The 24,922-nt window shown below is 44.3% G+C and carries 26 protein-coding genes and 1 riboswitch; of the genes, 13 read left to right on the top strand and 13 right to left on the bottom strand.

Annotated elements, in window-relative coordinates:
* The first annotated feature begins 95 nt into the window (after positions 1-95).
* The 5 genes from rpsA to pyrF all read left to right on the top strand — a co-directional run bounded on the left by rpsA (position 96) and on the right by pyrF (position 4,424).
* Positions 96-1,769 carry a 30S ribosomal protein S1 gene (gene rpsA / locus K5609_RS12860; RefSeq protein WP_221073997.1) on the top strand — a complete coding sequence of 558 codons (1,674 nt, stop codon included), beginning with the start codon at positions 96-98 and terminating at the stop codon, positions 1,767-1,769.
* A gap of 112 nt (positions 1,770-1,881) precedes the next feature.
* Positions 1,882-2,166, top strand: coding sequence for an integration host factor subunit beta (locus K5609_RS12855; RefSeq protein WP_163131777.1), 285 nt, complete (start codon positions 1,882-1,884; stop codon positions 2,164-2,166).
* A gap of 94 nt (positions 2,167-2,260) precedes the next feature.
* Positions 2,261-2,551, top strand: a complete 291-nt coding sequence (locus K5609_RS12850) for a LapA family protein (RefSeq protein ID WP_221073996.1) — start codon at positions 2,261-2,263, stop codon at positions 2,549-2,551.
* Complete coding sequence (gene lapB / locus K5609_RS12845; RefSeq protein WP_221073995.1) at positions 2,551-3,720, top strand: lipopolysaccharide assembly protein LapB; 1,170 nt, start codon at positions 2,551-2,553, stop codon at positions 3,718-3,720. Before K5609_RS12850 ends, lapB begins: the two co-directional genes overlap by 1 nt.
* A gap of 5 nt (positions 3,721-3,725) precedes the next feature.
* Positions 3,726-4,424, top strand: a complete 699-nt coding sequence (gene pyrF / locus K5609_RS12840; RefSeq protein ID WP_221073994.1) for an orotidine-5'-phosphate decarboxylase — start codon at positions 3,726-3,728, stop codon at positions 4,422-4,424.
* Here the strand turns inward: pyrF and rrtA are convergent.
* Together rrtA and queC are read right to left on the bottom strand one after the other, a co-directional pair.
* Positions 4,413-4,907 carry a rhombosortase gene (gene rrtA, locus K5609_RS12835; protein ID WP_221073993.1) on the bottom strand — a complete coding sequence of 165 codons (495 nt, stop codon included), beginning with the start codon at positions 4,905-4,907 and terminating at the stop codon, positions 4,413-4,415. The two genes, pyrF and rrtA, sit on opposite strands and share 12 nt — an antisense overlap.
* Before the next feature lie 86 nt (positions 4,908-4,993).
* Positions 4,994-5,650, bottom strand: a complete 657-nt coding sequence (queC, locus tag K5609_RS12830) for a 7-cyano-7-deazaguanine synthase QueC (RefSeq protein WP_221073992.1) — start codon at positions 5,648-5,650, stop codon at positions 4,994-4,996.
* A gap of 66 nt (positions 5,651-5,716) precedes the next feature.
* Between queC and queE the strand changes: the two genes are divergently transcribed.
* Both queE and galE read left to right on the top strand, forming a co-directional pair.
* On the top strand, positions 5,717-6,394 hold the full coding sequence (gene queE, locus K5609_RS12825; protein ID WP_221073991.1) for a 7-carboxy-7-deazaguanine synthase QueE: 678 nt from the start codon (positions 5,717-5,719) through the stop codon (positions 6,392-6,394).
* 46 nt (positions 6,395-6,440) lie between these two features.
* Positions 6,441-7,454, top strand: coding sequence for a UDP-glucose 4-epimerase GalE (gene galE, locus K5609_RS12820; protein ID WP_221073990.1), 1,014 nt, complete (start codon positions 6,441-6,443; stop codon positions 7,452-7,454).
* A gap of 53 nt (positions 7,455-7,507) precedes the next feature.
* Here the strand turns inward: galE and K5609_RS12815 are convergent, their stop codons facing one another.
* Positions 7,508-7,915: an H-NS family histone-like protein gene (locus tag K5609_RS12815; RefSeq protein ID WP_221073989.1), complete on the bottom strand. Its 408-nt coding sequence runs from the start codon at positions 7,913-7,915 to the stop codon at positions 7,508-7,510.
* Between the two features lie 176 nt (positions 7,916-8,091).
* A riboswitch (Lysine riboswitch) is annotated at positions 8,092-8,262 on the top strand.
* Positions 8,263-8,318: 56 nt separating this feature from the next.
* Between K5609_RS12815 and K5609_RS12810 the strand changes: the two genes are divergently transcribed.
* Together K5609_RS12810 and K5609_RS12805 are read left to right on the top strand one after the other, a co-directional pair.
* A complete protein-coding gene (locus K5609_RS12810) occupies positions 8,319-9,899 on the top strand; it encodes a Na+/H+ antiporter NhaC family protein (protein WP_221073988.1) in 1,581 nt (526 codons plus the stop codon).
* Positions 9,900-9,918: 19 nt separating this feature from the next.
* Positions 9,919-10,503: a thymidine kinase gene (locus K5609_RS12805; RefSeq protein WP_221073987.1), complete on the top strand. Its 585-nt coding sequence runs from the start codon at positions 9,919-9,921 to the stop codon at positions 10,501-10,503.
* Here K5609_RS12805 and K5609_RS12800 read toward each other — a convergent pair.
* The 4 genes from K5609_RS12800 to K5609_RS12785 form a co-directional block, all read right to left on the bottom strand.
* Positions 10,500-10,892: a MerR family transcriptional regulator gene (locus K5609_RS12800; protein WP_221073986.1), complete on the bottom strand. Its 393-nt coding sequence runs from the start codon at positions 10,890-10,892 to the stop codon at positions 10,500-10,502. The genes K5609_RS12805 and K5609_RS12800 overlap by 4 nt on opposite strands.
* Before the next feature lie 93 nt (positions 10,893-10,985).
* Positions 10,986-12,239, bottom strand: a complete 1,254-nt coding sequence (locus K5609_RS12795; RefSeq protein WP_221073985.1) for an outer membrane protein transport protein — start codon at positions 12,237-12,239, stop codon at positions 10,986-10,988.
* A gap of 297 nt (positions 12,240-12,536) precedes the next feature.
* Positions 12,537-13,283, bottom strand: a complete 747-nt coding sequence (locus tag K5609_RS12790; RefSeq protein ID WP_221073984.1) for a DUF3379 domain-containing protein — start codon at positions 13,281-13,283, stop codon at positions 12,537-12,539.
* Positions 13,252-13,818 carry a sigma-70 family RNA polymerase sigma factor gene (locus K5609_RS12785; RefSeq protein WP_016403442.1) on the bottom strand — a complete coding sequence of 189 codons (567 nt, stop codon included), beginning with the start codon at positions 13,816-13,818 and terminating at the stop codon, positions 13,252-13,254. The genes K5609_RS12790 and K5609_RS12785 overlap by 32 nt, the downstream gene beginning before the upstream one ends.
* 153 nt (positions 13,819-13,971) lie before the next feature.
* Between K5609_RS12785 and K5609_RS12780 the strand changes: the two genes are divergently transcribed.
* On the top strand, positions 13,972-14,256 hold the full coding sequence (locus K5609_RS12780) for a YfcZ/YiiS family protein (protein ID WP_163131802.1): 285 nt from the start codon (positions 13,972-13,974) through the stop codon (positions 14,254-14,256).
* 15 nt (positions 14,257-14,271) lie between these two features.
* Here K5609_RS12780 and K5609_RS12775 read toward each other — a convergent pair whose 3' ends face one another.
* From K5609_RS12775 to K5609_RS12750, 6 genes are read right to left on the bottom strand one after another with little or no spacing between them, the layout of a single operon-like run.
* On the bottom strand, positions 14,272-15,864 hold the full coding sequence (locus tag K5609_RS12775) for a BatD family protein (RefSeq protein ID WP_221073983.1): 1,593 nt from the start codon (positions 15,862-15,864) through the stop codon (positions 14,272-14,274).
* The gene (locus tag K5609_RS12770) at positions 15,865-17,601 is read right to left on the bottom strand and encodes a VWA domain-containing protein (protein WP_221073982.1); all 1,737 of its coding nucleotides are present in this window, start codon (positions 17,599-17,601) and stop codon (positions 15,865-15,867) included. It lies immediately after the preceding gene.
* Positions 17,594-18,598: a VWA domain-containing protein gene (locus K5609_RS12765; RefSeq protein ID WP_221073981.1), complete on the bottom strand. Its 1,005-nt coding sequence runs from the start codon at positions 18,596-18,598 to the stop codon at positions 17,594-17,596. Before K5609_RS12765 ends, K5609_RS12770 begins: the two co-directional genes overlap by 8 nt.
* Positions 18,591-19,136, bottom strand: coding sequence for a DUF4381 domain-containing protein (locus K5609_RS12760; protein ID WP_221073980.1), 546 nt, complete (start codon positions 19,134-19,136; stop codon positions 18,591-18,593). Before K5609_RS12760 ends, K5609_RS12765 begins: the two co-directional genes overlap by 8 nt.
* Entirely contained in the window at positions 19,129-20,043 is a 915-nt protein-coding gene (locus K5609_RS12755; protein WP_221073979.1) for a DUF58 domain-containing protein, read from the bottom strand. The genes K5609_RS12760 and K5609_RS12755 overlap by 8 nt, the downstream gene beginning before the upstream one ends.
* Positions 20,043-20,999, bottom strand: a complete 957-nt coding sequence (locus K5609_RS12750; protein ID WP_221073978.1) for an AAA family ATPase — start codon at positions 20,997-20,999, stop codon at positions 20,043-20,045. The genes K5609_RS12755 and K5609_RS12750 overlap by 1 nt, the downstream gene beginning before the upstream one ends.
* 180 nt (positions 21,000-21,179) lie before the next feature.
* Between K5609_RS12750 and fadI the strand changes: the two genes are divergently transcribed.
* From fadI to K5609_RS12735, 3 genes are all read left to right on the top strand, one after another.
* Positions 21,180-22,487, top strand: coding sequence for an acetyl-CoA C-acyltransferase FadI (gene fadI, locus K5609_RS12745; protein WP_221073977.1), 1,308 nt, complete (start codon positions 21,180-21,182; stop codon positions 22,485-22,487).
* Positions 22,487-24,610 (top strand): fatty acid oxidation complex subunit alpha FadJ, encoded by a 2,124-nt coding sequence (fadJ, locus tag K5609_RS12740; RefSeq protein ID WP_221073976.1) that lies wholly within the window; start codon positions 22,487-22,489, stop codon positions 24,608-24,610. Before fadI ends, fadJ begins: the two co-directional genes overlap by 1 nt.
* 109 nt (positions 24,611-24,719) lie before the next feature.
* Positions 24,720-24,917 carry a hypothetical protein gene (locus K5609_RS12735; protein WP_221073975.1) on the top strand — a complete coding sequence of 66 codons (198 nt, stop codon included), beginning with the start codon at positions 24,720-24,722 and terminating at the stop codon, positions 24,915-24,917.
* Positions 24,918-24,922: the final 5 nt, after the last annotated feature.

Below are 24,922 nucleotides of genomic sequence, written 5' to 3'. Positions count from 1 at the left end.
TTAGCTCACCTATAACATGGATGAAATAGGTGTTTTTTATTAACCCCATTTAGCCGGATTGCTGAGTGGACGTTTCTATATGTGTAAATTAAAAAATGACTGAATCTTTTGCTCAACTCTTTGAAGAGTCTCTACAGAATTTGGAATTCCGTTCTGGTTCTATTGTTAAAGGTACTGTAGTAGGTATCGAAAACGGTATGGTACTAGTAGACGCTGGCCTTAAGTCAGAATCTGCGATTCCTGCCGAGCAGTTCAAAAATGCTGCTGGTGAATTAGAAATTGAAGTAGGCGCTGAAGTAGACGTAGCCCTTGACGCTGTTGAAGATGGTTTCGGTGAAACTCAACTTTCTCGCGAAAAAGCTAAACGTCACGAAGCGTGGATCCAACTTGAGAGTGCTTACGAAGAGCAAGCAACGGTTGTTGGTATCATCAATGGTAAAGTTAAAGGTGGCTTTACGGTTGAAGTTAACACCATCCGTGCATTCTTGCCTGGTTCATTAGTTGACGTTCGCCCTGTTCGCGATACTGCTCACCTAGAAGGCAAAGAGCTTGAATTTAAAGTTATCAAGCTTGACCAGAAACGTAACAACGTAGTGGTATCTCGTCGTGCTGTTATCGAAACTGAAAACAGTGTTGAGCGTGACCAACTTCTTGAGAACCTTCAAGAAGGTCAAGAAGTTAAAGGTATCGTTAAGAACCTTACTGACTACGGTGCATTCGTTGATCTTGGCGGTGTTGACGGTCTTCTACACATCACTGACATGGCTTGGAAACGCGTTAAGCACCCAAGCGAAATTGTTAATGTTGGCGACGAAATCAACGTTAAAGTACTTAAGTTTGACCGTGAGCGCACTCGTGTATCTCTAGGTCTTAAGCAACTGGGTGAAGATCCATGGGTAGCAATTGCTAACCGTTACCCAGAAGGTGCTCGTCTTGAAGGTCGCGTAACTAACCTAACTGACTACGGTTGTTTTGTTGAAATCGAAGACGGTGTTGAAGGTCTAGTTCACGTTTCTGAAATGGATTGGACTAACAAAAACATCCACCCATCTAAAGTTGTTAACGTGGGTGACCTTGTTGAAGTTATGGTATTGGATATCGACGAAGAACGTCGTCGTATCTCACTTGGTTTGAAACAGTGTAAAGTTAACCCATGGGAGCTATTCGCTAGCACTCATGATAAGAACGACAAAGTTTCAGGTAAGATCAAGTCTATCACTGACTTCGGTATCTTCATTGGCCTTGACGGCGGTATTGACGGTCTTGTTCACCTATCTGACATCTCTTGGGATGCTCAAGGTGAAGAAGCGGTTCGCGACTTTAAGAAAGGCGACGAAATCGAAGCTGTTGTACTACAAGTTGACGCAGAGCGTGAGCGCATTAGCCTAGGTGTTAAACAGCTTGCTGAAGATCCGTTCAACAACTACCTAGCTGACCTTAAGAAAGGTGCTTTAGTTAACGGTACTGTTACTGAAGTTGACGCTAAAGGTGCAACTGTTGAGCTAGCAAGTGGCGTTGAAGGTTACTTACGTGCTGGTGACGTTAGCCGTGACCGTGTTGAAGATGCATCACTAGTTCTTTCTGTTGGCGACAAGCTTGAAGCTAAGTTCGTTGGTGTTGACCGTAAGAACCGCGTAATCAGCCTTTCTATCCGTGCTAAAGACGAAGCGGACGAGAAAGAAGCAATGGCTACTCTGAACAAGAAAGAAGATGCTCAGATTGGTAACGCTATGGCAGATGCATTCAAATCTGCACTTAAAGGCGAATAATCTTTAAATCTTTTTTTAGATTTATGTGATTGAATATTGGGGGGGACTTGTTCCCCCCCATTTCTTTATCTACACTGGTATTAGTTCCCTTTATCAATGGCTTGGAGAATCCATGACTAAATCTGATTTGATTGAAATACTCGCTAGTAAACATATTCAATTTACCAGTAAAGAAATTGAGTCGGCAATTAAAGAAATTCTTGAGCAAATGACCTGTTCACTACAGGAAGGCGACAGAATTGAAATTCGTGGTTTTGGTAGCTTCTCACTGCACTTCCGTGCACCAAGAGTAGGCCGAAATCCTAAAACAGGTGAAAAGGTAGAGTTGTCTGGGAAGCATGTTCCCCACTTTAAACCTGGTAAAGAATTGCGAGAACGCGTAAACGCTAGCCTATAGTATTGTTTCTTTTACAATTAGGTGATCTTGGCTGGTTAAATTAACGTGATTGCTGCATAATTTCCCTAGCTTTTGTTTGGCTCTGGGAGGTTATGTGAAAGCAATATTCTCAACGCTGTTATTAGTTGTACTGTTTGTTACTGCACTTGCTGTGGGCGCGCAAAATGATGAAGTAGTAAGTGTTAACTACCTTATTGCAGAATCTGACATGCGTCTGTCATGGCTTATGGCTGGTTTATTCGTAGCTGGCTTCATTACTTGTCTCCTATTTTTATTGGCTTTTTATACTCGTATTCGTTTAGAAAGTGCTGGCTTAAAACGCCGTCTGGCTAAGCAGCAAAAACAGCTGAATAAATTGCAAGACGAGACGGTCAAGGATAGTTAATGCTAGGCTTGTTGTTTTTGCTATTACCAGTAGCTGCCGCTTATGGGTGGTATATGGGGCAGCGCAGTGTTAGACAAAATCAGCAACAGCAAGCAAATCACGTATCTAAGCAATATGTAGAAGGTTTAAACCTTCTTTTATCCAACCAATCAGACAAAGCCGTAGATCTCTTTGTTGAACTACTTCAAGTAGATTCCGAAACCATAGATACTCACCTCGCGTTGGGCAATTTGTTCCGACAGCGCGGAGAAGTTGATAGAGCTATTCGCATTCATCAAAACTTGATTGCTCGCGAAGGCATCGATATTGACCAAAAAAACCTAGCTTTGCATCAATTGGCAAAAGACTACTTGGCCGCAGGTTTGTTTGATAGAGCCGAAGCCTTACTAATAGAGCTACAAGAAGAACCGGATTACCGCCAGCTTGCTTTAAAGCAGTTACTAAGCATTTACCAGCAAACTCGGGAATGGCCGCAAGCGATTGCTGTGGCAAAAAAAATAGACCCCAAAGAGTTAAGCGATGTTAATCGGCAGATTGCGCATTTTTATTGCGAGCAAGCGCAAGAGCTAGAAACCGCGGGTAAACTCTCTAAGAGCCAAGCTTTACTGAAAAAAGCACTCAGCGCTGATAAAAAATGTGTAAGAGCCAGTTTGCATCTTGCCCAGATTCAAAATGCTGAAGGCGATTACAAAGCGGCCCTTAAAAATCTGAATAGAATCCCAGAGCAAGATATAGATTTTGCTTCCGATGCTTTATCACTTTACAAAACCTGTAGCGATAATTTGGCAAAGCCTGAATATTACCAGCAGTTTTTGGAGTATTGCCTTTCAATAAAGAGCATTGCAAGTGTGGTGGTAGAGCTTTCGATTATTTATCGTGAGGCGCATGGCGCCGAGCAAGCACAGGAACTATTGGTGGATGAGCTTAAGCGCAACCCTACCATGAAAGGATTTCACCACTTAATGGGCCTTCATTTGGCATCTGCTGAAGAGGGCCAAGCTAAACAAAGCCTGCAAGTTCTGCGTGGCTTGGTTACCCAACAATTAAAGATTAAACCTCACTATCAGTGTCGGCGCTGTGGCTTCTCATCTCACTCTATATATTGGCATTGTCCATCGTGTAAGAGCTGGGGCACAGTTAAACCAATAGTGGGCTTAGACGGAGAGTAGTAACAATGCAAGATCCCAAGGTATTAGTTGCCCTTGATTATGCAGATATTAATCAATGTATGGCATTTGTAGAGCAATTAGAGCCGGGCTCGTGTCGTCTAAAAGTGGGTAAAGAAATGTTCACTTTGTTCGGCCCTCAATTGGTGAAACAGCTTCATAGTAAAGGCTTTGAAGTTTTCCTCGATCTAAAGTTTCACGATATTCCAAATACGGTTGCTAAAGCTGTTACTGCCGCGGCTGAGCTGGGTGTGTGGATGGTGAACGTGCATGCCAGTGGCGGCCGTAGAATGATGGAAGCAGCTAAAGCTGCATTAGAGCCCTATGGAGACAAGCGCCCTAAACTGATAGCGGTGACGGTATTAACCAGTATGGATCAATCTGACTTGTTAGAGTTGGGCATAGAGCTTAGCCCGTTGCAACAAGTAGAGCGTTTAGCCAAGCTAACCCAGCAATCTGGTTTAGACGGTGTGGTGTGCTCGGCTCATGAAGCTAAAATGCTAAAATCTCAACTTGGTGAAGATTTTGCCTTAGTGACTCCAGGCATAAGACCCACCGGCAGTGCTCAAGGCGACCAACGCCGGATCATGACGCCTGTTGAAGCGGTTACTGCAGGCTCTGATTATTTAGTGATAGGCCGACCAATCACTCAAGCCAGCTCACCAGCAGAAGTATTAACTAGTATCAATGCTGAGTTAAGTGCCTAGTTGGTAATTGCGCCATAACGGCCACCATAGTAATAAAGCAAAGCTAATTCCGAGTACCGCAAACAATAAATGGGCATCGATGGCAACGTTGATGCCTATCAAATCGGTGACCCACGGGTCGCCGCCGTATAGTTGTTCCATTAGTAGCTTTGCACTTAAACCCACCAGAACTATGCTTCCCACACGCTTTTTGTCGGTTAATAGGTCAACCATTGCTGCATAGGCAATTAAGCCATGGATAAGGCCAGATAGGCCCACATACTCATCATATCTAGCAAACCATAACAGCCCACCACCTGCAATGCATAAGCTAGTGCTAAGTAGCATGAAGTGCTTATTTGATAGTCGGTCATCAAAAACAAAATAAACCAGCACCAAAGTGGCTATGTTCATCAACCAATGGATAAGGTTATTGTGGCTAAAATTACCCGACACTATTCGCCAATATTCACCTTCAGCTATCAACTGCTTATTCCAGCTCATAAGCTCGGTGTGTGCTAGCAAAAACCACGAGCAAGTAATAACTATAATTAAAAACCAAAAGCGGCCGAAAAAATATTTGAGCATATTTATTCGTAGCTTAGTGGGTCTGTAACCGCGTTTAGACTAAATGCTTCTAAACGCTCTTGGCAGGCGCCACATTTACCACAGGCTTGCTCTCGTCCGTTATAACAGGTCCAGGTTTTGCCATAATCTAAACCCATGGCTAATCCATCGCTTAATATGTGTATTTTAGATTGCTCAAGGTAGGGGCTTATTACTTCTACCGCATCGTAGTTAGCAATAAGGCTTACATCGTTCATTTTTTTTACAAACTCTGGTCGACAGTCAGGATAGATAGCGTGGTCCCCAGAGTGCGCACCATAGAAGACTTTTTTAGCACCAATCGACACCGCATAACCAATAGCTAGAGATAGCAAAATCATATTGCGGTTGGGTACAACTGTCGATTTCATCGACTCTTCTTGGTAATCACCTTCGGGAATATCTATGTCAGAGGTGAGTGACGAGCCAGCGAGCAATTGATTGATTGCAGTGATATCTACGATTTTATGTTCGATACCAAGCTCATCAGTGACCTTTTGAGCGTATTCCAATTCTTTTACATGGCGCTGGCCATAATTAAAGCTAAGAGCATAAGGTTGTAGGCCCAATTGCAGGGTTTTATGCAGAACAGTGAATGAGTCCATTCCACCTGAATAAATCACTACCGCTTTTTCTTTCATTATTTGCTCTTTAAAATGTGTTTTAATACTGGACTAGATTTTCGCTTATTATGATCTGGGATACAAATGGCATCTTTTGTTTTACCTGTTAACGAAGTGTTTGAAACCATCCAAGGGGAGGGGTTTCATACTGGTGTACCTGCAATCTTTGTCCGATTACAGGGTTGTGATGTAGGCTGTTCATGGTGTGATACCAAACATACTTGGCAGGTACTAGATGCCGACAAAGTTGAGCCAGAGCTAATAATCGGTGCTAGTGGCGATACCGCGCGCTGGGCGCATTTAACAGCTGTTCAATTGCTTGAGCAATTTCAAGCTCTGTATAAAGCAAAACATGTGGTTATCACTGGTGGTGAGCCGTGCATGTATGATTTGACCGAACTAAGCAGTACGCTAATTGAAGCAGGTTATTCGGTGCAAATTGAGACTAGTGGTACTTATCCAGTAAAAGTAGCCGACAAAGCTTGGGTAACTGTTTCGCCTAAAGTGGATATGAAGGGTGGAAAAATAGTAATTGAACAAGCCCTAGAACGAGCTAACGAAATAAAGCACCCAGTGGCTCGAGAGCGAGATTTAACTAATTTAAAGAATCTATTAGCTGGTATGTCCAAAAACTTGGATGTATTGGTGTGTTTGCAACCAATTAGCCAGCAGCAAAGAGCGACTGACTTATGTATTGAAGCTTGTATAGAAAACAACTGGCGCTTATCTTTACAAACACATAAATTTATTGGCATCGAATAGCTGCTCCATAGATGGAGCCAAACATATTATCTTATAAAGGATTGTTATGACTATTTTAGTAACCGGTGGAGCAGGCTATATAGGCAGCCACACAGTGGTTGAGTTATTAAATCAGGGAGAAGAAGTGGTTATTGTTGATAACCTTTGTAACTCCCATGCTGCTTCAATTGAAAGAATTGAGCAAATTTGTCAAAAAAGACCAAAGTTTTATCAAGTTGATATTCGAGACAAAGCAGAACTTAATACTGTATTTACTCAGCATAACTTTACTTCTGTTATTCATTTTGCAGGGTTAAAAGCAGTAGGCGAATCAACGACTATTCCTTTACATTATTATCAAAATAATGTCTCTGGCACTTTAACTCTATGTGAAGTGATGGCAGAGCATAATGTAAAAAACTTAGTCTTTAGTTCGTCGGCTACAGTATACGGTGACCCACATACTGTTCCTATTTTAGAAAGCTTTCCTACTGGCGCGACCAACCCATACGGGCGTTCTAAGTTGATTGTTGAAGAGATGCTTAGCGATTTATATAAATCGGATGAGACTTGGAACATTGCTTTACTGCGTTATTTCAATCCGGTTGGTGCCCATAAGTCTGGTTTAATCGGTGAAGATCCTAACGGTATTCCTAACAACTTAGTGCCTTATATTACTCAAGTAGCTGTAGGTCGATTAGCTCAGTTAAGTGTATTTGGTGACGATTACAACACGGTAGATGGCACCGGTGTGCGTGACTACATTCACGTAGTCGACTTAGCTAAGGGCCATTTAAAGGCTTTAAACAAGTTAGCTGCTAAAGCCGGGTTAGTCACCTATAACTTGGGCACCGGACAAGGCTATAGCGTATTAGAAATGCTTGCCGCGTTTGAAAAGGTGTCAGGTAAGCCAATTGCTTATCAAATTGCTCCACGTCGCCCAGGTGATATCGCTGCTTGTTATTCTGATCCGAGCCTAGCTAAACAAGAATTAGATTGGCAGGCAGAATTAAATTTAGATGATATGGCTGAGGACTCTTGGCGTTGGCAACAAGGCAACCCGAATGGTTTTGCCTCTTAATATTGATTGAACAAAAAAGGAGCCTTAAGGCTCCTTTTTTATATTTGGGTAAACTAGATAAGGAAATCTTCTTTAGTTTTACCTTCATTTTTTATTGCACGTTGGATTGGAGAAGGTGTTCTGCCTTGGCCGGTCCAGGTTTTTTCTTCACCGTTTTCGTCAATAAATTTGTATTTAGCTGGCAGTGGTTGGCGTTTTTTACGTTCTTTAACTGGCGCGTCACCAATCATTGATAGTAATTCACTTGGGTCAATACCATCTTGCTCGAGAAGGGCTTTATATTTCTCTAACTTCTCGCGTTTTTCTTGTTGCTGTTTTGCTTCTTCAGCCTGTTGGGCGAAACGTTCATCTAAAATGACTTTAAGTTTATTGTAGCTATCTTCTAATTGCTCAATTGATAATTCTTTTGTAGCAGCTTTAAGACTTCTTGCGTTTAAAAATACCTTAACGAAATCGCTCATGTTAATCCTATATATTTATTAGTATTGGTTAATCTACCCTAAAATATTAATTACTAAATAAAACTTGTCAATAAACTAAACTTAAATAAGCAATATAGTTTTTGATTTGCTACTTAAATTTTAAGCCTGTTTTGGTTGAATGCTCTGCGTGTTTAAGTATAATTCAGCGCTTAACGCTATATTGTAGAGGAGCGCTGGTCAAAAGTAGTGCAGAGTGGGGTGATTCCAATGATTCTGTATGAAAGGGGCCCGCGCCGAAGTAACGAGCATTATCAAAGCTAATTACTGGTGTCGGATTTAATAGATACGACACTGTCATAGTTCAACTATGGAGAGCTACAGAGTGAAAGCCTTTCGGCTTCTGGTCACTCAATTTGCTCTCTGAATTAAAAACAGAGAAAACATGCAAACCATTGCTTATACCGATTCATTTTTATCTATTCTTCCACCAGTGATTGCTCTGTTGGTTGCCCTAGCAACCAGACGTGTAATTATTGCACTTAGCTGCGGCATCATCACGGGTGCTTTATTGCTTAGTAACTTTTCTTTTGTAGATTCTGGCATTTATTTGTCACAGCTGGCGGCAGGCTTAGCTTGGGATGACGGTGCGCCAAATTGGTGGAACCTGCAAATCATTATCTTTTTGCTGCTACTAGGCGCGATGACTAGCTTAATGACCGCTACCGGGGCAACCTCTGCCTTTGCTGAGTGGGCTAAGAAGCGGATTAAAACTAAGCGTCACGCTACGGTAACCACCGCCTTGTTAAGCTTTGTGGTTTTTGTTGATGACTATTTCCACAGTTTAGCGGTGGGCAGTGTAGCTCGTCCGCTTACTGACCAAGTGGGAGTATCACGCGCTAAGCTTGCTTACTTGCTTGACTCAACGGCTGCACCAATGTGTGTACTTATGCCTTTATCCAGTTGGGGAGCTTACATTATTGCTTTGGTTGGTGGCTTGTTGGTGACTCATAACATCACCGACATCACGCCGCTGGCTGCGTTTGCCACCATGATCCCCTTAAATTTTTATGCCATTTTTGCATTGTTAATGGCCTTAGTGGTTGCTTACTTCAATATCAACATCGGCCCAATGAAACAGCACGAGAAAAATGCTGAGCAGGGTCAATTATTTGATGCGAAAAAGGGTATTCCTGCAGGCAGTGTAAATCATGATTTTGAAGCTGATAACGGCTCACCGCTTGGTTTAGTATTACCTATCACTATTTTAACTTTGGTTACTTTTGCCAGCTTTGTGATAACTGGATCAGCTGCCTTAGAAGAAGGACAAGCATTTAGCTTACTGGCTGCCTTAGAAAATACCGACGTGACTTTATCGCTGGTTACCGGCGGTGTTGTTGGTTTATTGATTAGCCTTGGTTTTGCCCTTAAGCAACAACTTAGCTTGGCTCAACTTGGCCATGCCATATGGGTTGGCGTAAAAGCGATGAGCCCGGCGATTCTTATTTTAGTTTTTGCTTGGTCTATTAGTGGCGTTATTGGCGACATGGAAACGGGCAAATACCTTGCCTCTAAGTTAGACGGCGCCATTAGCCCGAGCATGCTGCCAGTATTAGTGTTTGTATTGGCTGGCTTAATGGCGTTCGCAACTGGTACCAGTTGGGGAACCTTTGGCATTATGTTGCCAATTGCTGCTGATATGTCAGTAGCCAGTGATGTCAGCTTAATACTGCCTATGCTATCTGCTGTATTAGCGGGTGCGGTATTTGGTGACCATTGTTCGCCTATTTCAGACACCACCATTTTGTCTTCTACCGGTGCGGCATGTCACCATATCGACCATGTTGCTACTCAGCTTCCTTATGCTTTACTGGTGGCAAAAATAAGCATTGCTTGTTATCTAGTGATGGGAACGACTGGAAGTGTGATTATCTCATTAGCTGTTGGTCTGTTATTGTTTGCCATTACTATCGCAACTTTGTACCATCGCCAGCAAAATTCAGCTTTGGCATTAAGCAGTAAATAAACAAGGAACAGCGCAGTAAATGGCTTCACTACATTTTAAATATGCTGCAATGAACTCGGGTAAATCTACCCAACTCATTCAGGCACATTTTAACTACCAAGAGCGCGGTATGAACCCTTTGGCACTTATTCCGGCAATGGATACCCGCGATGGTGTGGGTACCATTAAAGCTCGAGTAGGTTTGTCGATGGCTGCCGAAACATTTTGTAAGCAGCAAGACTTGTTCGAGTTGGTTGCAGCTAAACATCAGCAGCATAAGCAAGATGTGGTGATTGTTGATGAAGGGCAGTTTCTTAGCAAAGCTCAGGTTTATCAACTGGCTAAGGTGGTGGATGACTTACATATCCCAGTGATGGTTTATGGCTTAAAAACCGACTTTATGGGTGAGTTGTTCGAAGGTGCTTATCATTTACTGTGCTTAGCCGACAAACTGGAAGAGCTTAAAACTATTTGCTGGTGTGGCAATAAAGGGCATTTTAATGCTCGTATTGATCAAAATGGCCAAGTTGTCAGTGAAGGGCAGCAAATAGAGATTGGCGGTAACGAGCGCTATGTGTCTTTATGTCGTAAGCACTTTATTCAAGGCAATGCTGGCGAGCATTAATCTTTTTTGGGGTGTTTCAGAGCGTCGTTACAGCGGCGCTCTGCTGATTTAAGCTCCATTAATACCACTTGAATGTCCTCTAGCTGTTGTAACAAACTCAATTTGCGTAGTTTTATACTGCCAATTAAACCTTCTACTTCCTTTCTGCTGCTTAACTTCGCGTCATATAAATCGAACAGCTCTTTTATTTCTTTTAAAGAAAAGCCTAAACGCTTGCCACGTAGTATTAGTTTTAGACGAAGTTTGTCGTGTTTGGAGTAAAGGCGTTTGCTGCCATCGCGAACCGGTTGCAATAAACCTTGGTCTTCGTAATAACGAATGCTGCGAGTGCTTATGGTAAATTCTTGCGCTAGTTCGCTAATAGAGTAGGGGGTAGGGTTATTTACCATGGCTGCCCTCAGTATGTGAATGGATACCTGAAGCGTGGGTTAATCTTATGCTTAGGTCAAGCAACCGGCACTTTGCCGGTTGCTAAACAAGATCTAGAAGCTGTGGTTGTATTGAATAGCAGCGATGTAAGCATCACCTTTCGATACAAACTCAACCCCTTCTTCATTGAATGAACCTTCTTTACCTTGAATGTAAGTAAAGCCGGTATCAATGCTGCCTTTCTCACTTAAATGGTAAGTAAAGCCAATGCCGTAGTTGTAACGATCATTGTCAGGGATACTAATGGTTTTGTGAGTGCGAGATGGGCTTTGGTCAAATGCCATACCAGCGCGCAGTTCCCAAGCTTGGTTTAGATACCAGGTACCACCAAATGATACGCGGTAAGAATCACTAAACTGCTCTTGTTTGTTTAGTACACTGCCAATGCCTTCTGAAGTTGCGTTAATTTCTTGGAAGGTACTCCAACCAGTCCATACATAGCTGTAGTGAACGGCAAAGGCGTCATTTAAGCGGTTATAACCTGATACTTCAAAAATGTCTGGCAGGTTAAGGGTTAGCTCGCCGCCAATGGTTTGTCCGCCGGTTCCGTATGGGTTATCACTTAGCCCTTCTGGAATGTCAGAGTGGTAGTCACCTTTAAAGTCTAAATCGACTTTAGAGCGGTAACTAATACCAAAGCGGTGATCTTCATTCACTTCCCACATACCGCCAACGTTCCAACCAAAGCCCCAGCCATCGCCTTCTAATGAGGCGGCAGTGCCGCTTGGTGGGAAAGGACCGCCAGTACCAAAGTTACGCACTAGCTTAGCAGTACCGTAAACTGCATTTAATCCAGCACCAATGCTAAATTGATCATTAATTCGGTAGGACACGTTGGGGTTTAGGTTAAGCGTAATCAACTCGGTTTGACCCGCCAATGCACCTGCGGCGTAATCCGAGGGGTAGTCGGTAGATAAGCCAAAGTTTGAGAACATGCCTACACCCCAGGCCCACTTGTCGCTAAGCGGTTGGATAAAGTAACCTGCAGGTACTGCTGCACCGGGCACTACATCGTTATTGGTTAAGGCTTGGTCTATTGAATCTACGCCTGTATTGCCTCTTACGTAAACGTCAGGGGCGATATAACTTAAAGCACCTGAGACCGCAATGGTGTCGAAGATCGACATTGCTGCAGGATTGCGTGCCATAACGGCAGCGTTGTCGGCAATAGCGGCTTCACCGGCAAACGAGCGGCCTAGCCCCGAAGCAGAGTGTTCTACTAGTTGAAAACCGGCTGCGTTTACATGGGCGGCAGTGAATGTAGCTGACGCGGCAAGAAGCGCGAGTGGCAATTTCCTTATCTTCATCGTTCCCTCTCTAATTACGGGGTTAAACGTTTAGTTATGTATGGTCTTAGCAAGAGCGCTGACCTCTGACCAGATTAAGAGTAAATAAAATATTTGTTAAGTGTTTGTTAATGCTTTATGTCAAAAGTTGGAGCTGCTGCACAAAAGTTAAACACTTGTTTGATCTTGGTGAGCGAAGAAATATAAATGATTGTTTCGAAACATCAAGCGGGATTGTTGAGCTTTATTGCTAGTTCACAAACAAAAAAATCAACTCCCATTGATAAGACAATAGGAGTTGACTTTATTTTAATTAAATCAGATAGATTGAGTTAAATCTGCGGTGAGCGTATCAAGTGCTTTTTCAATAGGTTCGTTACGTTCACCCACCACCACAAGGTTGGCATTAGATAGTTTAGAAACCATCCCGTGCATCTTTTTATCGGCAAAGCTTTCAACCGCTTGCAACTCGGTGGATTTAGGCACTACAAACACATTTATGTTTGAGCCCATTTTTCCTTTCATAATCATATGAAAAGCTGGAGCACCTGCATAAGCACAGTGGTTAACATAAACTACATCGCCGGGTAGCTGGTCAAAGCTTGCGCCATAACGGGCTAACTTGGCATTAATGGTTTGTAAGTTAGGTTGCTCATCGACACCGCTGGTGAAGGGCATTTCATGATAGACATGCTCTAGAGCCACTTGTCCCATATCTGTATGGCCTGCGGGCAGTTGCCAATTAACTAAGCTAAAACTTAAACCCACTACAAAGGCAATTGACGCAGCCATAGCAATATGTACTCGGGTTTTGCGGCGGTATTCCAGTTGTGAATCGTCGAAGCTTTGGCTAAGTATTAATCGCTCAGCTAGGGCGTCGGGCACATCTACGTTTAGTGCTTGCTCTAGCTTAGATTCAAACTGCTGCATCTCGTCATACAGTTTTTTATTTTTAGGTGTGCGCGTTGCTTCCTGTATAAGCGTATCGCTACGCTCTCGAGGATTGGTATACAACTGACGGCGAAATTCTAGCTCATCCATTGCTTTGTCCTCGTTCTTGGTCATTATCTAGGGCTTCTTTGAGCTGATTTCTTGCTCTAAAAAGCCGTGTCATTACTGTGTTTTTATTTAGCTCTAACATATCGGCAATCTCATCACCGCTAAATCCACCTATCACTTGGAGTAGCAGCGGTTCTTTATATTCAGGTGCCAGCTTATCTATTTGGCGGCGCAACCATTCATTTTCAATTTGTTGCTCGGTAGATGTAGCATTTACATCGGCAACTGAATGATCCTCGATATCCACCAAGTTAAACTGTTTTCGCTCGAAGCGACGGGCGTTTTCTCGGCGAAGAATGGTAATTAACCATGCCTTAGCTGCCTTTTCATCTTTAAGGCTGTCGAGTGAACGCCAAGCTCTAAGAAAGGTTTCTTGAACTATGTCTTCGGCGATATGCTTATCCTTTACTAGCCAGTAGGCGTAACGGTAAACATCCTTATTGTAAGCCTGTACTAGGGCTTCATAACGTTTTTGTTTTGCTTCCATATCCGACATGACCGAGTCGGTTTGGTTTTTCTTTCGAAAAAAATCAACAACCATGTAATTTCCTAGATAAAACGTAGAAGGCTAATCTGTTATGATACGCATCAAAGAGACCGTACTTGGTCTATGGTACACACTATACACCTGATTTCGCTTTGGTTTAGATTGATGAGTTATAACTAAGGCCTGTTGTAAATGAAAGGAAAATAGATGAAAACTAAGTTAGAAGAATCTAAAACTTGTTGTTGTGTTGATGTTGGTGCCGTTATCGACGGTGAAGAGTGTACAGCACAAGTTGAAGAAGTGTTTGCCGAGCAACAACAAGCCGAAACCCGTTTGAACCTGTTGGTAGAAAAAGCGCGTAAAGCTGAATCGGATCCTTGTGAGATTAGCAGCGAGATTAGCGCTGTTGAAGGCGGCGTTAAGCTGGCTGCTTCGTTTACTTTTTGTTGCCAAGCAGAAAGCCTAATCTTCCAACTAGGCTTAAACCGCTAAACACGCTGTTGTAAGTTATGGATTGAGCGAGGAGAGCGCTGCTTCTCCTTGCTCTTTTTTATTTTGAAACTGCTTCTTTAAGACTTGGCATCGCTCTAAAAACGCCATTAAATCAAAATCTTCTTTTGCTTCGCTAGCCCAATTTGCGGCGCTAATTTCTTTATGTAAGTTGTGAAAGCTATCGCTTAGCTCTTGCTTGGTAAGCCACTTTCCTAAAGCTTGTTCTGCCAGTTGCATTTGACCGCTGTTACATGCGGCTGAAAACTGCGACCAATAATTATCATCTAAAGTTGCTACCACATCGTTTTGCTCCACTTGAGTCTTCGCGGTAGTTGTTACTTTTTTGCGTTTAATTACCCACACTAATAGCGCCATTGTGATTAGCCACGCTAAGGCGAAAAACCAAGTCCATAAGGAGGTGCTAGGTTTTTCTATCACTTCGGGAGCAATATCTTGATTACTGCTGAGGGTTTGCAGCTGTTGGCTAACCGGTGCGGCCACCACGGTAATAGTGCGCGGAGCAATATCTGCACTGGCTTGTTGGTCTTTGCTTAAATCCCACCATGGTAGCGACCAACCAGGCAGAGTAAGTTCGCCTTCGTTTACCGGAATGATCGCGACATTAAGGCTGCGCTGCGCAAATACAATACCGTCTTTCACAATGGTGCGGTCTTGGTAAGCTTCTGGGTAAACCCGGAAATCTTCTCCGTAATCTATATCTATTTCCGGAAGTTGCTCTTCGGTAATGCCAGCAATGGTTAGGTTAATGATTCTGGTAAATGCTTGACCTTGCTGGTAGTCACTTTGCAGCGGTTGAATCTCTTCATATAGCAATAGGTCGTTAGATGGCAGCCACCTGCCAGGGAAACTCGCTGGCGGGGCTTTTACTTCTAGAGATAGGGTTTGTGCGGCAATGTCTACTGGTCGAGCACGGCGGTTGATGTCGTTAGCTAAACCGCTAAGTCGCGGACCTCTTACTTCAAACTCACCGGCTTTTTCTGGTGTGAGTAACCAATGGCGGGTGAGGGTGCGATACCGCTTGCCGTCAATTACTTCTAAGTCTTGTTTGTCATCACCCAGCTTTTCTATTTTGGCGCCTAACATACTGGGCGCGATGATATTGGCTTGGTCTAGGCTGTTAGCGACCCAAATCTTGGCGGTGTAGGTAACTGGCTGACCAATGTAAACCTCGGCATTATCTAGGCTTACTTCCATGCGAACCTGATCTTTGCTTGGCTCAATGGCTTCAATAACTTTAGCTTTTAGTTGAATAGGTGTTGTGTTTTGCCCACCAATGTTAAAACTAGGAATCAGGTAGTTACCTTCTTCACGCACTAACAAAGTTGTGGTCCAGCGCGTTTGAGTTGATGATTCACCATTGATGCTGGTGTGTTGGCGGCTAGTTGAAGTACTGCCTACTACAAACTTTTGCCTTAACAACACCGATGAGTCAAATTCACTGGCCGCCAAGGTATCGTCAGCCACAATTTCTAGCGTAAAGGCTTGTCCAACTGCTACAGGGTTTTGACTAACCGAAGCGGTAACTTTAGTCGTGGCATAAGCATTAAAGCTAAGTAAAAGAATAAAAAATACACTAAGCGCTTTCACTTACCAGTTCTCCTGATTACTAGGCTGACGACGTCGTTTTTGATATTCAAGATACATTTTATTGCGAAGCAACAAACTAGGGTCATTAGGCAGATCTTCGAGCCATTTCTGTAACTCTTCTTGGTCACTCGGTTCACCTTGCGAGTTATTGGCTTGAGCGCTTTGCTCAGGCTCTTGTTCTTCATTTGACTGTTCTTCGCCGGCTTGTGCCTGTTGTTGCTGTTCAGACTCTTGCTCTTGCTCTGACTGTTGCTCAGAAGGCGACTGTTGGTCTTGATTCTCTTCTGCTTGGGAATCGTCCTGCTGTTGGTCACCTTGTTGTTGAGATGAGTCCGACTCTGATTGCTCATCAGAATCGCTAGAATCTTGTTGCTCTGACTGTTGCTGGTTTTGTTGCTGTTGTTCTAACAGCTCTTCAACTAATTTCTTATTGTGTTGAGCGGCAGGGAAGTCATTTTGTAGTTCTAAGGCTTGCTCATAGGCTTCTATAGCTTGTTGATAATCACCAAGTTGAGCATGAGCATTTCCTTGGTTAAACCACCCATTGGCACTGCTATCTTGAGCAAACAGCGCTTGCGCCTCTTGATAGTTACCTGCTTTGTATAAAGCTGAGGCTTTCCAACTTGGGTCGGTAAACAGCTCAGCAGCTTCGCCGTAACGTTCTTCTTCGAAAGCTTGTTGTGCTTGTTGAGCTTGATTTGTCCACACCGAGTTAGCCAGAGCGGGCTTTGGTAGGGCAAAAATGCTAACACATAAACTAACTAGCAATAGCTCTGCGCGGCGCACGCTATTTAGTAGCATCAACAAAATAAAAGGCAGCAGATAAAAGCCAATATCTTTTCTCACCTGCGCTTGTTGATTGCTTTGTTGTTCGCTATCAAAATTGCGGCTACGTAAGGAGCTCAGTTTCTCAATATCGCTATTATCAGCACTAATCAGCTGGCAAATACCGCCGGTGTTTTGGCAAAGGGGCAGGAAGTTATCTGCTTCTAACTTAGCAATAACAATGCTGCCATATTGGTCTTTTAGCATGCTGCCATCTTCTAGAGGGATCGGCGCGCCATCTTTGGTGCCTAATGCCAACATCGAGAACCGTAAATTGTGCTGTTGTAAACTGCTTAGGCTAAGTTGCATTTGTTGCTCACTCAGCCCATCGCCAATCACTACAACATCACCTTGCGCGTAGCCGGCTTGTTTTATTAGTTCGGCAGCTTGCTCAATGGCGAGGTTTAGGGCTGAGCCGTGAGCGGGCATTAACTCTGGTTTAAGGTGGGGAACCAGGTTGGCGAGGGTATTGGTATCACTACTTAAGGGGCTAAGTACAAAGGCATCACCGGCATAAGCAATAAGGGCTGTTTCACCGTCTTTCCATTGTTCTAGTAGATCGAGCGCTTTGTATTTTGCCAGCTCAACCCGGTCGGGCTTTACGTCGCGCGCGCGCATTGAATAAGACATGTCCATGATTAACACTCGTGCCGAGCCTTCGCGGTAGAGCGGCACATTGTCACTAATGATACTGGGGCCGCTTAGGGCGAATAAAATCAAGGTAAATAGAGCCGCCAAAGACCATTGAGATTGTTTGCTTTGTTTTGGCGACTCAACCAAGTATTTTGCAATGCCTGGACTAAGCAACTTGCTCCAAGCCGACTGTTCACGCTGCTGCTTTTTAATCAATAGCAGCAAGAGTAGCGGGCTTAGCAAGAGCCATTCTGGGCGCAGTAAACTTATATCAAACATTACTGGCCTCCCGGTTAAAGCGGCGCACTAACAGCGGGCTAGCTAAACTGGCCATTAGCAACAAACTGGCTAGAGCAAGCGGCCAATAATACAGCTCGTATTGTGGTCGGTAATATTGTTGGGCCTCGGAGATAGGGTTTAAGGCATTTATTTCCTGATAAATTTGCGATAATTCCTCAGTGCTGCGAGCACGGTAATATTGCCCTCCAGTCATTTCTGCGATGCGAATTAACGCGCCTTCATCTAAGTCTTGCGAAGGGTTAATCTTACGAGAGCCAAATAAGGTTTGCTGATAAAGCTCGTCGGCACCTACACCAATGGTATAAATCACCACCTGATGTTTGGCAGCCATCTCTGCCGCTTGCATCGGGTCTACCGAGCCCGAGGTATTTTGACCATCGGTCAGCAAGATTAAGATACGTTGTTCTGCGGGGTGGTTCATTAGCTGTTTTATGCCAAGACCAATGCCTTCGCCAATGGCGGTTCTATCACCCACTAAACCATGCACTAGCTCTTTTACTTGAATCAGTAAACTGTCTAAATCAAAGCTTAATGGGCTGGCTAAATAGGCGTGGTCGGCAAATAGAATCATGCCTAAGCGGTCGCCACGGCGCTGCTCAATAAACTCACTAAGCAAAATCTTGAGAGCGGTTAATCGGTCAACGGCTTCACCGTCAACTTGCATGTCTTTAATCTGCATACTGCCCGACATATCAACTGATAATAGTAAGTCGCGGCCTTGCTCGTTAAGGCCTTGCACTTCATCGTCTAGCCATACTGGGCGCGCTAGCGCAGTAATACACAAACACCACACTAGCCATTTAAAGCCAACCTTAAGCGGACTATTGGTTTGTTCTAACGCTGCTTGTGCTTGAGTAAAGGGTAAACTGCTGTTAACTAATACTTCACTTTGCTGCTGCTTGGTTTGGCTAAACTTCTCCACTAGCCAAAGCACTGGAAGTAGCAAGAATACATAAGGCCAGACAAACTCAAACATCTGCGCCTCCTTTATTGGCGCTACTTGCTTGCAGCATCTTGTCTTGCTGTTTTGGATTGAAGCCAAACAGGCTGGCTAGATTAAGCGGCGGCCTTACTTGCTTAATCCATTGCTCTGCCAATTCGATACACTGTTGGTTTGAATCTGCAGGTTCTGCAGCATACAAGGCTTGCTGCCAAGCACTGCGTTGTTCAGCAAAAGCAGTCGAGTTTGTGCTGGAAGTGCTATCTAAAAAAGCTAACCAGTCTTCACCACCTAATGACGCAACTTGCTGGCGCGGGTAATAACTTAAGGCTAGGCGTTTCATTAATAGGTTAAGTTCCGCCAAGTTCATTGTGTGTTGTTTTAGCGTTTGCATGGCTTCGCGACGTGGTTTGTCTAGCTGCCAATAGCGCCAGCTTACAAACATCAGCACTACTAAGCTAACTATTACCAGCAAGCCGAGTAGCCACCAACCTATGGCGGGTAAGGCGGTTTCATAACTGGCGGGTAAAATAATGTCTTTTAGATCTGCTAAAGGATTTGTTTGCTCAGGCATAGTCCTGCCACTCTAAGGCTGTTGAAAAATGCTGATGAGGAATACGCGCCTGCTGTAACATCTGTTGAATGTGTTGCTGCCGCTGTTTGGCTAAGCGCATAAACTGCTGCCTAAACGCTTTGCTGTCGGGTTGCAAATATCCCTCGCTATTTCCATTGCTTACTTGCAGTTGCATTGCGGTGTTTGCCTTGGGCAGTTGTTGCTCTAAGGGGTCGCTAATTTGCCAAGCGAAAACTTGGTTGTGGCTAGCTAAGCGTTGCAAGTGCAAAGCCGCGGCGCTGTCAAAGTGGTAAAAGTCACTGATTAAATGCACTTGATAGCCGGTTTTAACTAATTGGCATAAAGTCTCAAGGTTATGAGTCGGTGAACAATCTTGCAGTTGCTGCTGAGCCAGAGCCGCAAATTGTTGGTTATGCACTTCCACGATGCTTTGTAGCTGGGCTAGCCAATGGGTTTTACTGGCTGCAGGTTTTTGGTTGTGGGCTTGTTCACCTAGGTGAAGGGTTAAGGCCACACGCTCGCCAAGTTGCTGTGCATTCCAACCTAAACAAGCAGCCAATTCGCTAGCAAACACTGATTTAAGTTTGTCGCCACTGCCAAAGTACATCGAATGTGATAAATCAAGAAAGATAAACACTGGATGTTCGCGGTCTTCTCGAAACAACTTGGTATGGGTTTTACCGGTGCGCGCAGTCACTCGCCAGTCGATGCAGCGTATGTCATCTCCCGGTTGGTAATGACGTACTTCGTCAAACTCCATGCCACGCCCACGTACCTTGCTTAAGCGGTTACCATGGCGGCTACTGCTTACTTGGCGCCAAGGAGGCATATTTAAATGAATGGCGCGCGCTTCTATCAACTGCTCAATTTGTAAACTGACTGGCGATTGGCGACTAATGGTATCCATTAGGCAAAGGCCACCAATTCAAGCAAACGTTGGATAACTGCATCGGCCTGAATCCCTTTTGCTTGCGCTTGATAGCTTAACAATAAACGATGGCGCAATACTGGGTAAGCAAGCTGTTGAATATCTTCTGGGCTAACAAAGTCTCGTCCATCAAGCCATGCTTTAGCACGCGCAGCGCGGGCTAGGGATATGCTGGCACGCGGGCTGGCACCAAATTCTAGCCATTGACTAAATTCGTCGGTATAGCGCTCGGGCTGGCGAGTGGCTACCACTAAATCAACGATATATTGATTTAACTGCGGCGCAATATGTACTTCCATAATGGCTCGGCGCAGGGCAAACAGTTTTTGTTGAGTGAGCGGCTCTGGCTGACGTAAGTGCACTTGCTTGGCTTCACGTTCAGTAAGCTGCAGAATTTTGAGTTCGTTTTCTGCATCAGGGTAGTTCAAACACAGCTTGAACATAAAGCGGTCGAGCTGGGCTTCGGGAAGCGGGTAGGTGCCTTCTTGCTCAATCGGGTTTTGGGTTGCCATTACCATAAACAGTTTAGGCAACTGGTAGCTGCTACTGCCAACGGTGATCTGTTGTTCGGCCATGGCTTCAAGTAAGGCCGATTGCACTTTAGCTGGGGCGCGGTTAATTTCGTCCGCCAATACTAAGTTGTGAAAAATAGGCCCTTTCTGAAAGCTAAAGCTGGCAGTCTCTGGGTGAAACACATCGGTACCGGTTAAATCGGCGGGCAATAAGTCTGGGGTGAACTGGACTCGATGAAAATCACCTTCTATACATTCCGATAGTGCTTTAACCGCTCGGGTCTTAGCAAGGCCTGGAGGACCCTCTACTAATATGTGCCCGTCGGCTAATAAAGCGATAAGTAATTGATTAATAAATTCAGTTTGGCCAACTATGCTTTGGTTAAGGTAATCTCTAATGGCCGATAGTGTGTTGTTACTCATTTGATCCTCTGAATTGTTCATCGCATGCGGATGATAAAACACTCTTCAGTTAGGCTCAAAAAATTTCCTTTAAATTTGACGGCTTACTACTAGTTTTAATCGCTTGTTTGAATTATGTGAAGAAATGGTTAATATAAAGCTTATGAGGTCTGACCTCTTAACTCGTTAAGGATAAATTGAATGCACCAACAACAATCTTTACAAACGGCGAATGGCGCACGCATAGCAGTAGTTGCGGGTTTGCGTACGCCATTTGCGCGTCAAGCCACAGCCTATCATGATGTTCCAGCCGTAGACCTTGGGAAAATGGTGGTTAATGAATTAATTAAGCGTGTAGATCTAGACGTGAAAGAGATTCAACAACTGGTATTTGGTCAAGTGGTACAAATGCCTGCAGCGCCAAACATTGCCCGTGAAATTGTTTTGGGTACTCCCCTAGATGTGTCTACTGATGCTTATAGTGTTTCTAGGGCTTGTGCTACTAGTTTTCAAGCAACGGTTAACGTGGTTGAGTCCATTATGGCTGGCACAATTGATTGTGGTATTGCTGGTGGTGCAGATTCATCTTCAGTGTTACCTATTGGAGTGAGCAAAAAGCTAGCTCGCAGTTTACTTGAGCTATCTAAAGCCCGCAGTGCAGGGCAGCGTTGGAATATTATTAAAAAGCTAAGAATTAAAGACTTGGTGCCGGTTCCACCGGCAGTGGCTGAGTACTCTACAGGTATTTCCATGGGACAAACCGCTGAGCAAATGGCCAAAACGCACGGCATTAAACGCGCCGACCAAGACAAGTTAGCTGCACGTTCACATCGCTTAGCGCATCAGGCTTGGGAAGAAGGTAAGTTGGACGACGAAGTAATGACTGCTTACCCAGAGCCTTTTAAAACCTCTATTAGCCGTGACAACAATGTGCGCGGTGACTCAAGTGAAGAGAAACTGGCCAAACTAAAACCCGTATTCGACCGCAAGCATGGTTCGGTAACTGCCGCTAACGCTACACCGCTTACCGATGGTGCCGCCGCGGTATTGCTTATGCGAGAAGACAAAGCCAAAGAGCAAGGTTTGCCGATTTTAGGTTACATAAAAAGCTATGCTTTTGCCGGTATCGACGTGTGGGAAGACATGTTAATGGGGCCTTCTTATGCCACGCCTATCGCATTAGACCGCGCGGGTATCACTTTGCAGGATTTAGATTTAATTGAAATGCACGAAGCCTTTGCCGCGCAAACCCTAGCCAATGTGAAGATGTTTGCTAGTGATGAATTTGCACAATCCATTGGACGAGACAAAGCCTTGGGTGAAATTGACATGGAGAAGTTTAACGTAATGGGTAGCTCAATTGCTTATGGTCACCCCTTTGCTGCCACTGGCGCACGAATGATTACGCAAATGCTTAACGAACTGCGTCGTCGCGGTGGTGGTTTAGGTTTAACCACTGCCTGTGCGGCAGGTGGTTTGGGCGCGGCAATGGTTTTGGAGGTTGAATAATGGAACAGCAAACTTTCACCTTAACGATTGAAGAGAATGTTGCGCTGCTAAAAATTGATGTACATGGTGAAACCATGAACACCTTAAAAGCTGAATTTGGCCCCGAGCTGGATGCCATATTGGATGACCTTGCTTCTCAGTCTCAACTTACTGGTATGGTGGTGCATAGCGGAAAGGCTGATTCGTTTATCGCCGGCGCTGATATTGGCATGCTTGATAGCTGTGATACAGCCGCCGATGCGCAAAAGCTCTCACAAGACGGACACAAAGTTTTCGCCCGCTTAGCTAAGCTACCGTTTCCGGTTATTGCTGCTATTCATGGCCCGTGCTTAGGTGGCGGTTTAGAAGTCGCCTTAGCCTGTGATTATCGAGTATGTAGTAACGATGATAAAACCAGCCTAGGCTTGCCTGAAGTACAACTTGGTCTGTTACCCGGTGGCGGTGGTACTCAACGCTTACCAAAGCTAGTTGGTATTCAAAAAGCCTTAGAGATGATGCTTACTGGCAAACAGTTACGCCCCAAGCAAGCCCTAAAAAGTGGCTTAGTGGATGAGATGGTACCAAACAGCGTGCTGCTAGATGTTGCCAAGAAGTATGCTGGTAAAGCTAAACGTAAACCAAAACCTAAACTAAGTACCATTTCAAAGTTATTGGAAGGTAACCCGGTTGGTCGTAATGTGTTGTTTTCTCAGGTAACCAAGCAAACCATGAGTAAAACGCGTGGGAATTACCCAGCGCCTAACGAAATCATTGCCTGTGTTAAAGCCGGGATTGAGAAAAACACCGAGGCCGCTTATCAAGAAGAAGCCAAGCGTTTTGCCGACTTAGTGAAAAGTCCTGAGTCAGCAGCGTTGCGCGGCTTGTTTTTTGCGTCGAATGAACTGAAAAAAGAAAGTTTGTTTGAAGGCGTGTCGCCACAAAAAATTAATCAAGTTGCAGTTTTAGGTGGTGGTTTAATGGGAGCGGGCATTGCTTTTGTGTCGGCGACCAAAGCTAAAGCACAAGTTCGTATTAAAGATATTAGCGAAAAGGGTGTGTTAGGCGGCCTAAATTACGCCTATAAGTTGTTAGATAAAAAGCGTAAACGCCGATTTATTACCAATGCCCAGCTGCAGCAGCAAATGAATAACATTACCGGCGGAACAGACTTTGTTGGCATGCAAAATAGCCAAATTGTGGTGGAAGCAGTATTTGAAGATTTAGCGCTTAAGCAACAAATGGTGGCTGATATTGAAGCCAATTGTAATCAAAAAACGATTTTTGCCAGCAATACCTCTTCACTGCCTATTGGGCAAATAGCGGCTAAAGCCGAGCGCCCAGAGCAAGTGATTGGTCTGCATTACTTTAGTCCAGTAGAAAAAATGCCTTTGGCTGAAATTATTCCGCATGCTGGCACTAATGAGCAAACCATTGCCGATACGGTAGAGTTTGCTCGTAAGCAAGGTAAAACTGCGATTGTAGTGAAAGATGGCGCAGGCTTTTATGTAAACCGTATTCTTGCGCCTTACATGAATGAAGCCGCCATGTTGTTGCTAGAAGGGCAAAGCATAGAGCACTTAGACAAAACCTTGTTGGATTATGGTTTTCCTGTAGGGCCAATGACCTTGCTTGATGAAGTTGGCATTGATGTCGGTTCTAAAATTGCCCCTATTTTAGAAGCTGAGTTAGGTGAGCGCTTTAAAGCGCCAGATGCATTTGCCAAACTTATCGATGACAAGCGTTTAGGTAAGAAAAATGGCCGTGGCTTTTACTTATACGGCAAGGGTAAAAAAGCCAAAGCTAAGCAAGTTGACGAGAAGGTGTACTCAGTACTGGGTGTTACACCTAAAACCTCACTCGATGCAGCTACCCTGTCTAAGCGTTGTGTTTATATGATGCTTAATGAAGCAGCGCGCTGTTTAGATGAAGGGGTTATACGCAGTGCGCGAGATGGTGATTTAGGCGCTATTTTCGGTATTGGTTTCCCGCCTTTCTTAGGTGGACCATTCCGCGCGATGGACAGCATCGGAGTCGCTACTTTGGTAAAAGAGCTGCAAGCGATGGAGTCAAGTTACGGAGAACGTTTTAAACCCTGCGAAGCCTTAGTAACGATGGCTGGACAAGGTGAAAGCTATTACGCTTAAGCTGTAAAGCAAGTCTAACAAAGCCAAGGTGAATTATTCGCCTTGGCTTTAGTCTAAATAAGACATTTCTGTTACTATCTGCCACCTTGTCTGTATTAGAGCGAGTAGTATGTTTTTCGTTTTGTTGTTTTCAGCCTGTTTTGGCCTATTTTTCTATATTGAAGCCATTAAGTTTTCTTTGCCGCGTTGGCGTTGGACCGTGGCTGGCTTGTTATTTGGCCCGCTATGTATGCCGCTACTCTGGACTCACCAAAAGCTTAACGTGAAGCGCAGCCAAGGTTTCAACGATTGCCGTATGAAAGCCTAGCTCCT

The organism is Agarivorans aestuarii, from assembly GCF_019670125.1.
Classification (GTDB): Bacteria; Pseudomonadota; Gammaproteobacteria; order Enterobacterales; family Celerinatantimonadaceae; genus Agarivorans; species Agarivorans aestuarii.
The sequence above is the reverse complement of the archived record's forward strand: the minus strand, read 5'-3'. Positions and strand labels throughout refer to the sequence as shown.

What these genes read in the sequence shown, in the direction of transcription:
- rpsA (WP_221073997.1), top strand. Translation starts at nt 96, where the DNA reads ATGACTGAATCTTTTGCTCAACTCTTTGAAGAGTCTCTACAGAATTTG.
- K5609_RS12855 (WP_163131777.1), top strand. Translation starts at nt 1,882, where the DNA reads ATGACTAAATCTGATTTGATTGAAATACTCGCTAGTAAACATATTCAA.
- lapB (WP_221073995.1), top strand. Translation starts at nt 2,551, where the DNA reads ATGCTAGGCTTGTTGTTTTTGCTATTACCAGTAGCTGCCGCTTATGGG.
- pyrF (WP_221073994.1), top strand. Translation starts at nt 3,726, where the DNA reads ATGCAAGATCCCAAGGTATTAGTTGCCCTTGATTATGCAGATATTAAT.
- rrtA (WP_221073993.1), bottom strand. Translation starts at nt 4,907, where the DNA reads ATGAGCTGGAATAAGCAGTTGATAGCTGAAGGTGAATATTGGCGAATA.
- queC (WP_221073992.1), bottom strand. Translation starts at nt 5,650, where the DNA reads ATGAAAGAAAAAGCGGTAGTGATTTATTCAGGTGGAATGGACTCATTC.
- queE (WP_221073991.1), top strand. Translation starts at nt 5,717, where the DNA reads ATGGCATCTTTTGTTTTACCTGTTAACGAAGTGTTTGAAACCATCCAA.
- galE (WP_221073990.1), top strand. Translation starts at nt 6,441, where the DNA reads ATGACTATTTTAGTAACCGGTGGAGCAGGCTATATAGGCAGCCACACA.
- K5609_RS12815 (WP_221073989.1), bottom strand. Translation starts at nt 7,915, where the DNA reads ATGAGCGATTTCGTTAAGGTATTTTTAAACGCAAGAAGTCTTAAAGCT.
- K5609_RS12810 (WP_221073988.1), top strand. Translation starts at nt 8,319, where the DNA reads ATGCAAACCATTGCTTATACCGATTCATTTTTATCTATTCTTCCACCA.
- K5609_RS12805 (WP_221073987.1), top strand. Translation starts at nt 9,919, where the DNA reads ATGGCTTCACTACATTTTAAATATGCTGCAATGAACTCGGGTAAATCT.
- K5609_RS12800 (WP_221073986.1), bottom strand. Translation starts at nt 10,892, where the DNA reads ATGGTAAATAACCCTACCCCCTACTCTATTAGCGAACTAGCGCAAGAA.
- K5609_RS12795 (WP_221073985.1), bottom strand. Translation starts at nt 12,239, where the DNA reads ATGAAGATAAGGAAATTGCCACTCGCGCTTCTTGCCGCGTCAGCTACA.
- K5609_RS12790 (WP_221073984.1), bottom strand. Translation starts at nt 13,283, where the DNA reads ATGACCAAGAACGAGGACAAAGCAATGGATGAGCTAGAATTTCGCCGT.
- K5609_RS12785 (WP_016403442.1), bottom strand. Translation starts at nt 13,818, where the DNA reads ATGGTTGTTGATTTTTTTCGAAAGAAAAACCAAACCGACTCGGTCATG.
- K5609_RS12780 (WP_163131802.1), top strand. Translation starts at nt 13,972, where the DNA reads ATGAAAACTAAGTTAGAAGAATCTAAAACTTGTTGTTGTGTTGATGTT.
- K5609_RS12770 (WP_221073982.1), bottom strand. Translation starts at nt 17,601, where the DNA reads ATGTTTGATATAAGTTTACTGCGCCCAGAATGGCTCTTGCTAAGCCCG.
- K5609_RS12765 (WP_221073981.1), bottom strand. Translation starts at nt 18,598, where the DNA reads ATGTTTGAGTTTGTCTGGCCTTATGTATTCTTGCTACTTCCAGTGCTT.
- K5609_RS12760 (WP_221073980.1), bottom strand. Translation starts at nt 19,136, where the DNA reads ATGCCTGAGCAAACAAATCCTTTAGCAGATCTAAAAGACATTATTTTA.
- K5609_RS12755 (WP_221073979.1), bottom strand. Translation starts at nt 20,043, where the DNA reads ATGGATACCATTAGTCGCCAATCGCCAGTCAGTTTACAAATTGAGCAG.
- K5609_RS12750 (WP_221073978.1), bottom strand. Translation starts at nt 20,999, where the DNA reads ATGAGTAACAACACACTATCGGCCATTAGAGATTACCTTAACCAAAGC.
- fadI (WP_221073977.1), top strand. Translation starts at nt 21,180, where the DNA reads ATGCACCAACAACAATCTTTACAAACGGCGAATGGCGCACGCATAGCA.
- fadJ (WP_221073976.1), top strand. Translation starts at nt 22,487, where the DNA reads ATGGAACAGCAAACTTTCACCTTAACGATTGAAGAGAATGTTGCGCTG.
- K5609_RS12735 (WP_221073975.1), top strand. Translation starts at nt 24,720, where the DNA reads ATGTTTTTCGTTTTGTTGTTTTCAGCCTGTTTTGGCCTATTTTTCTAT.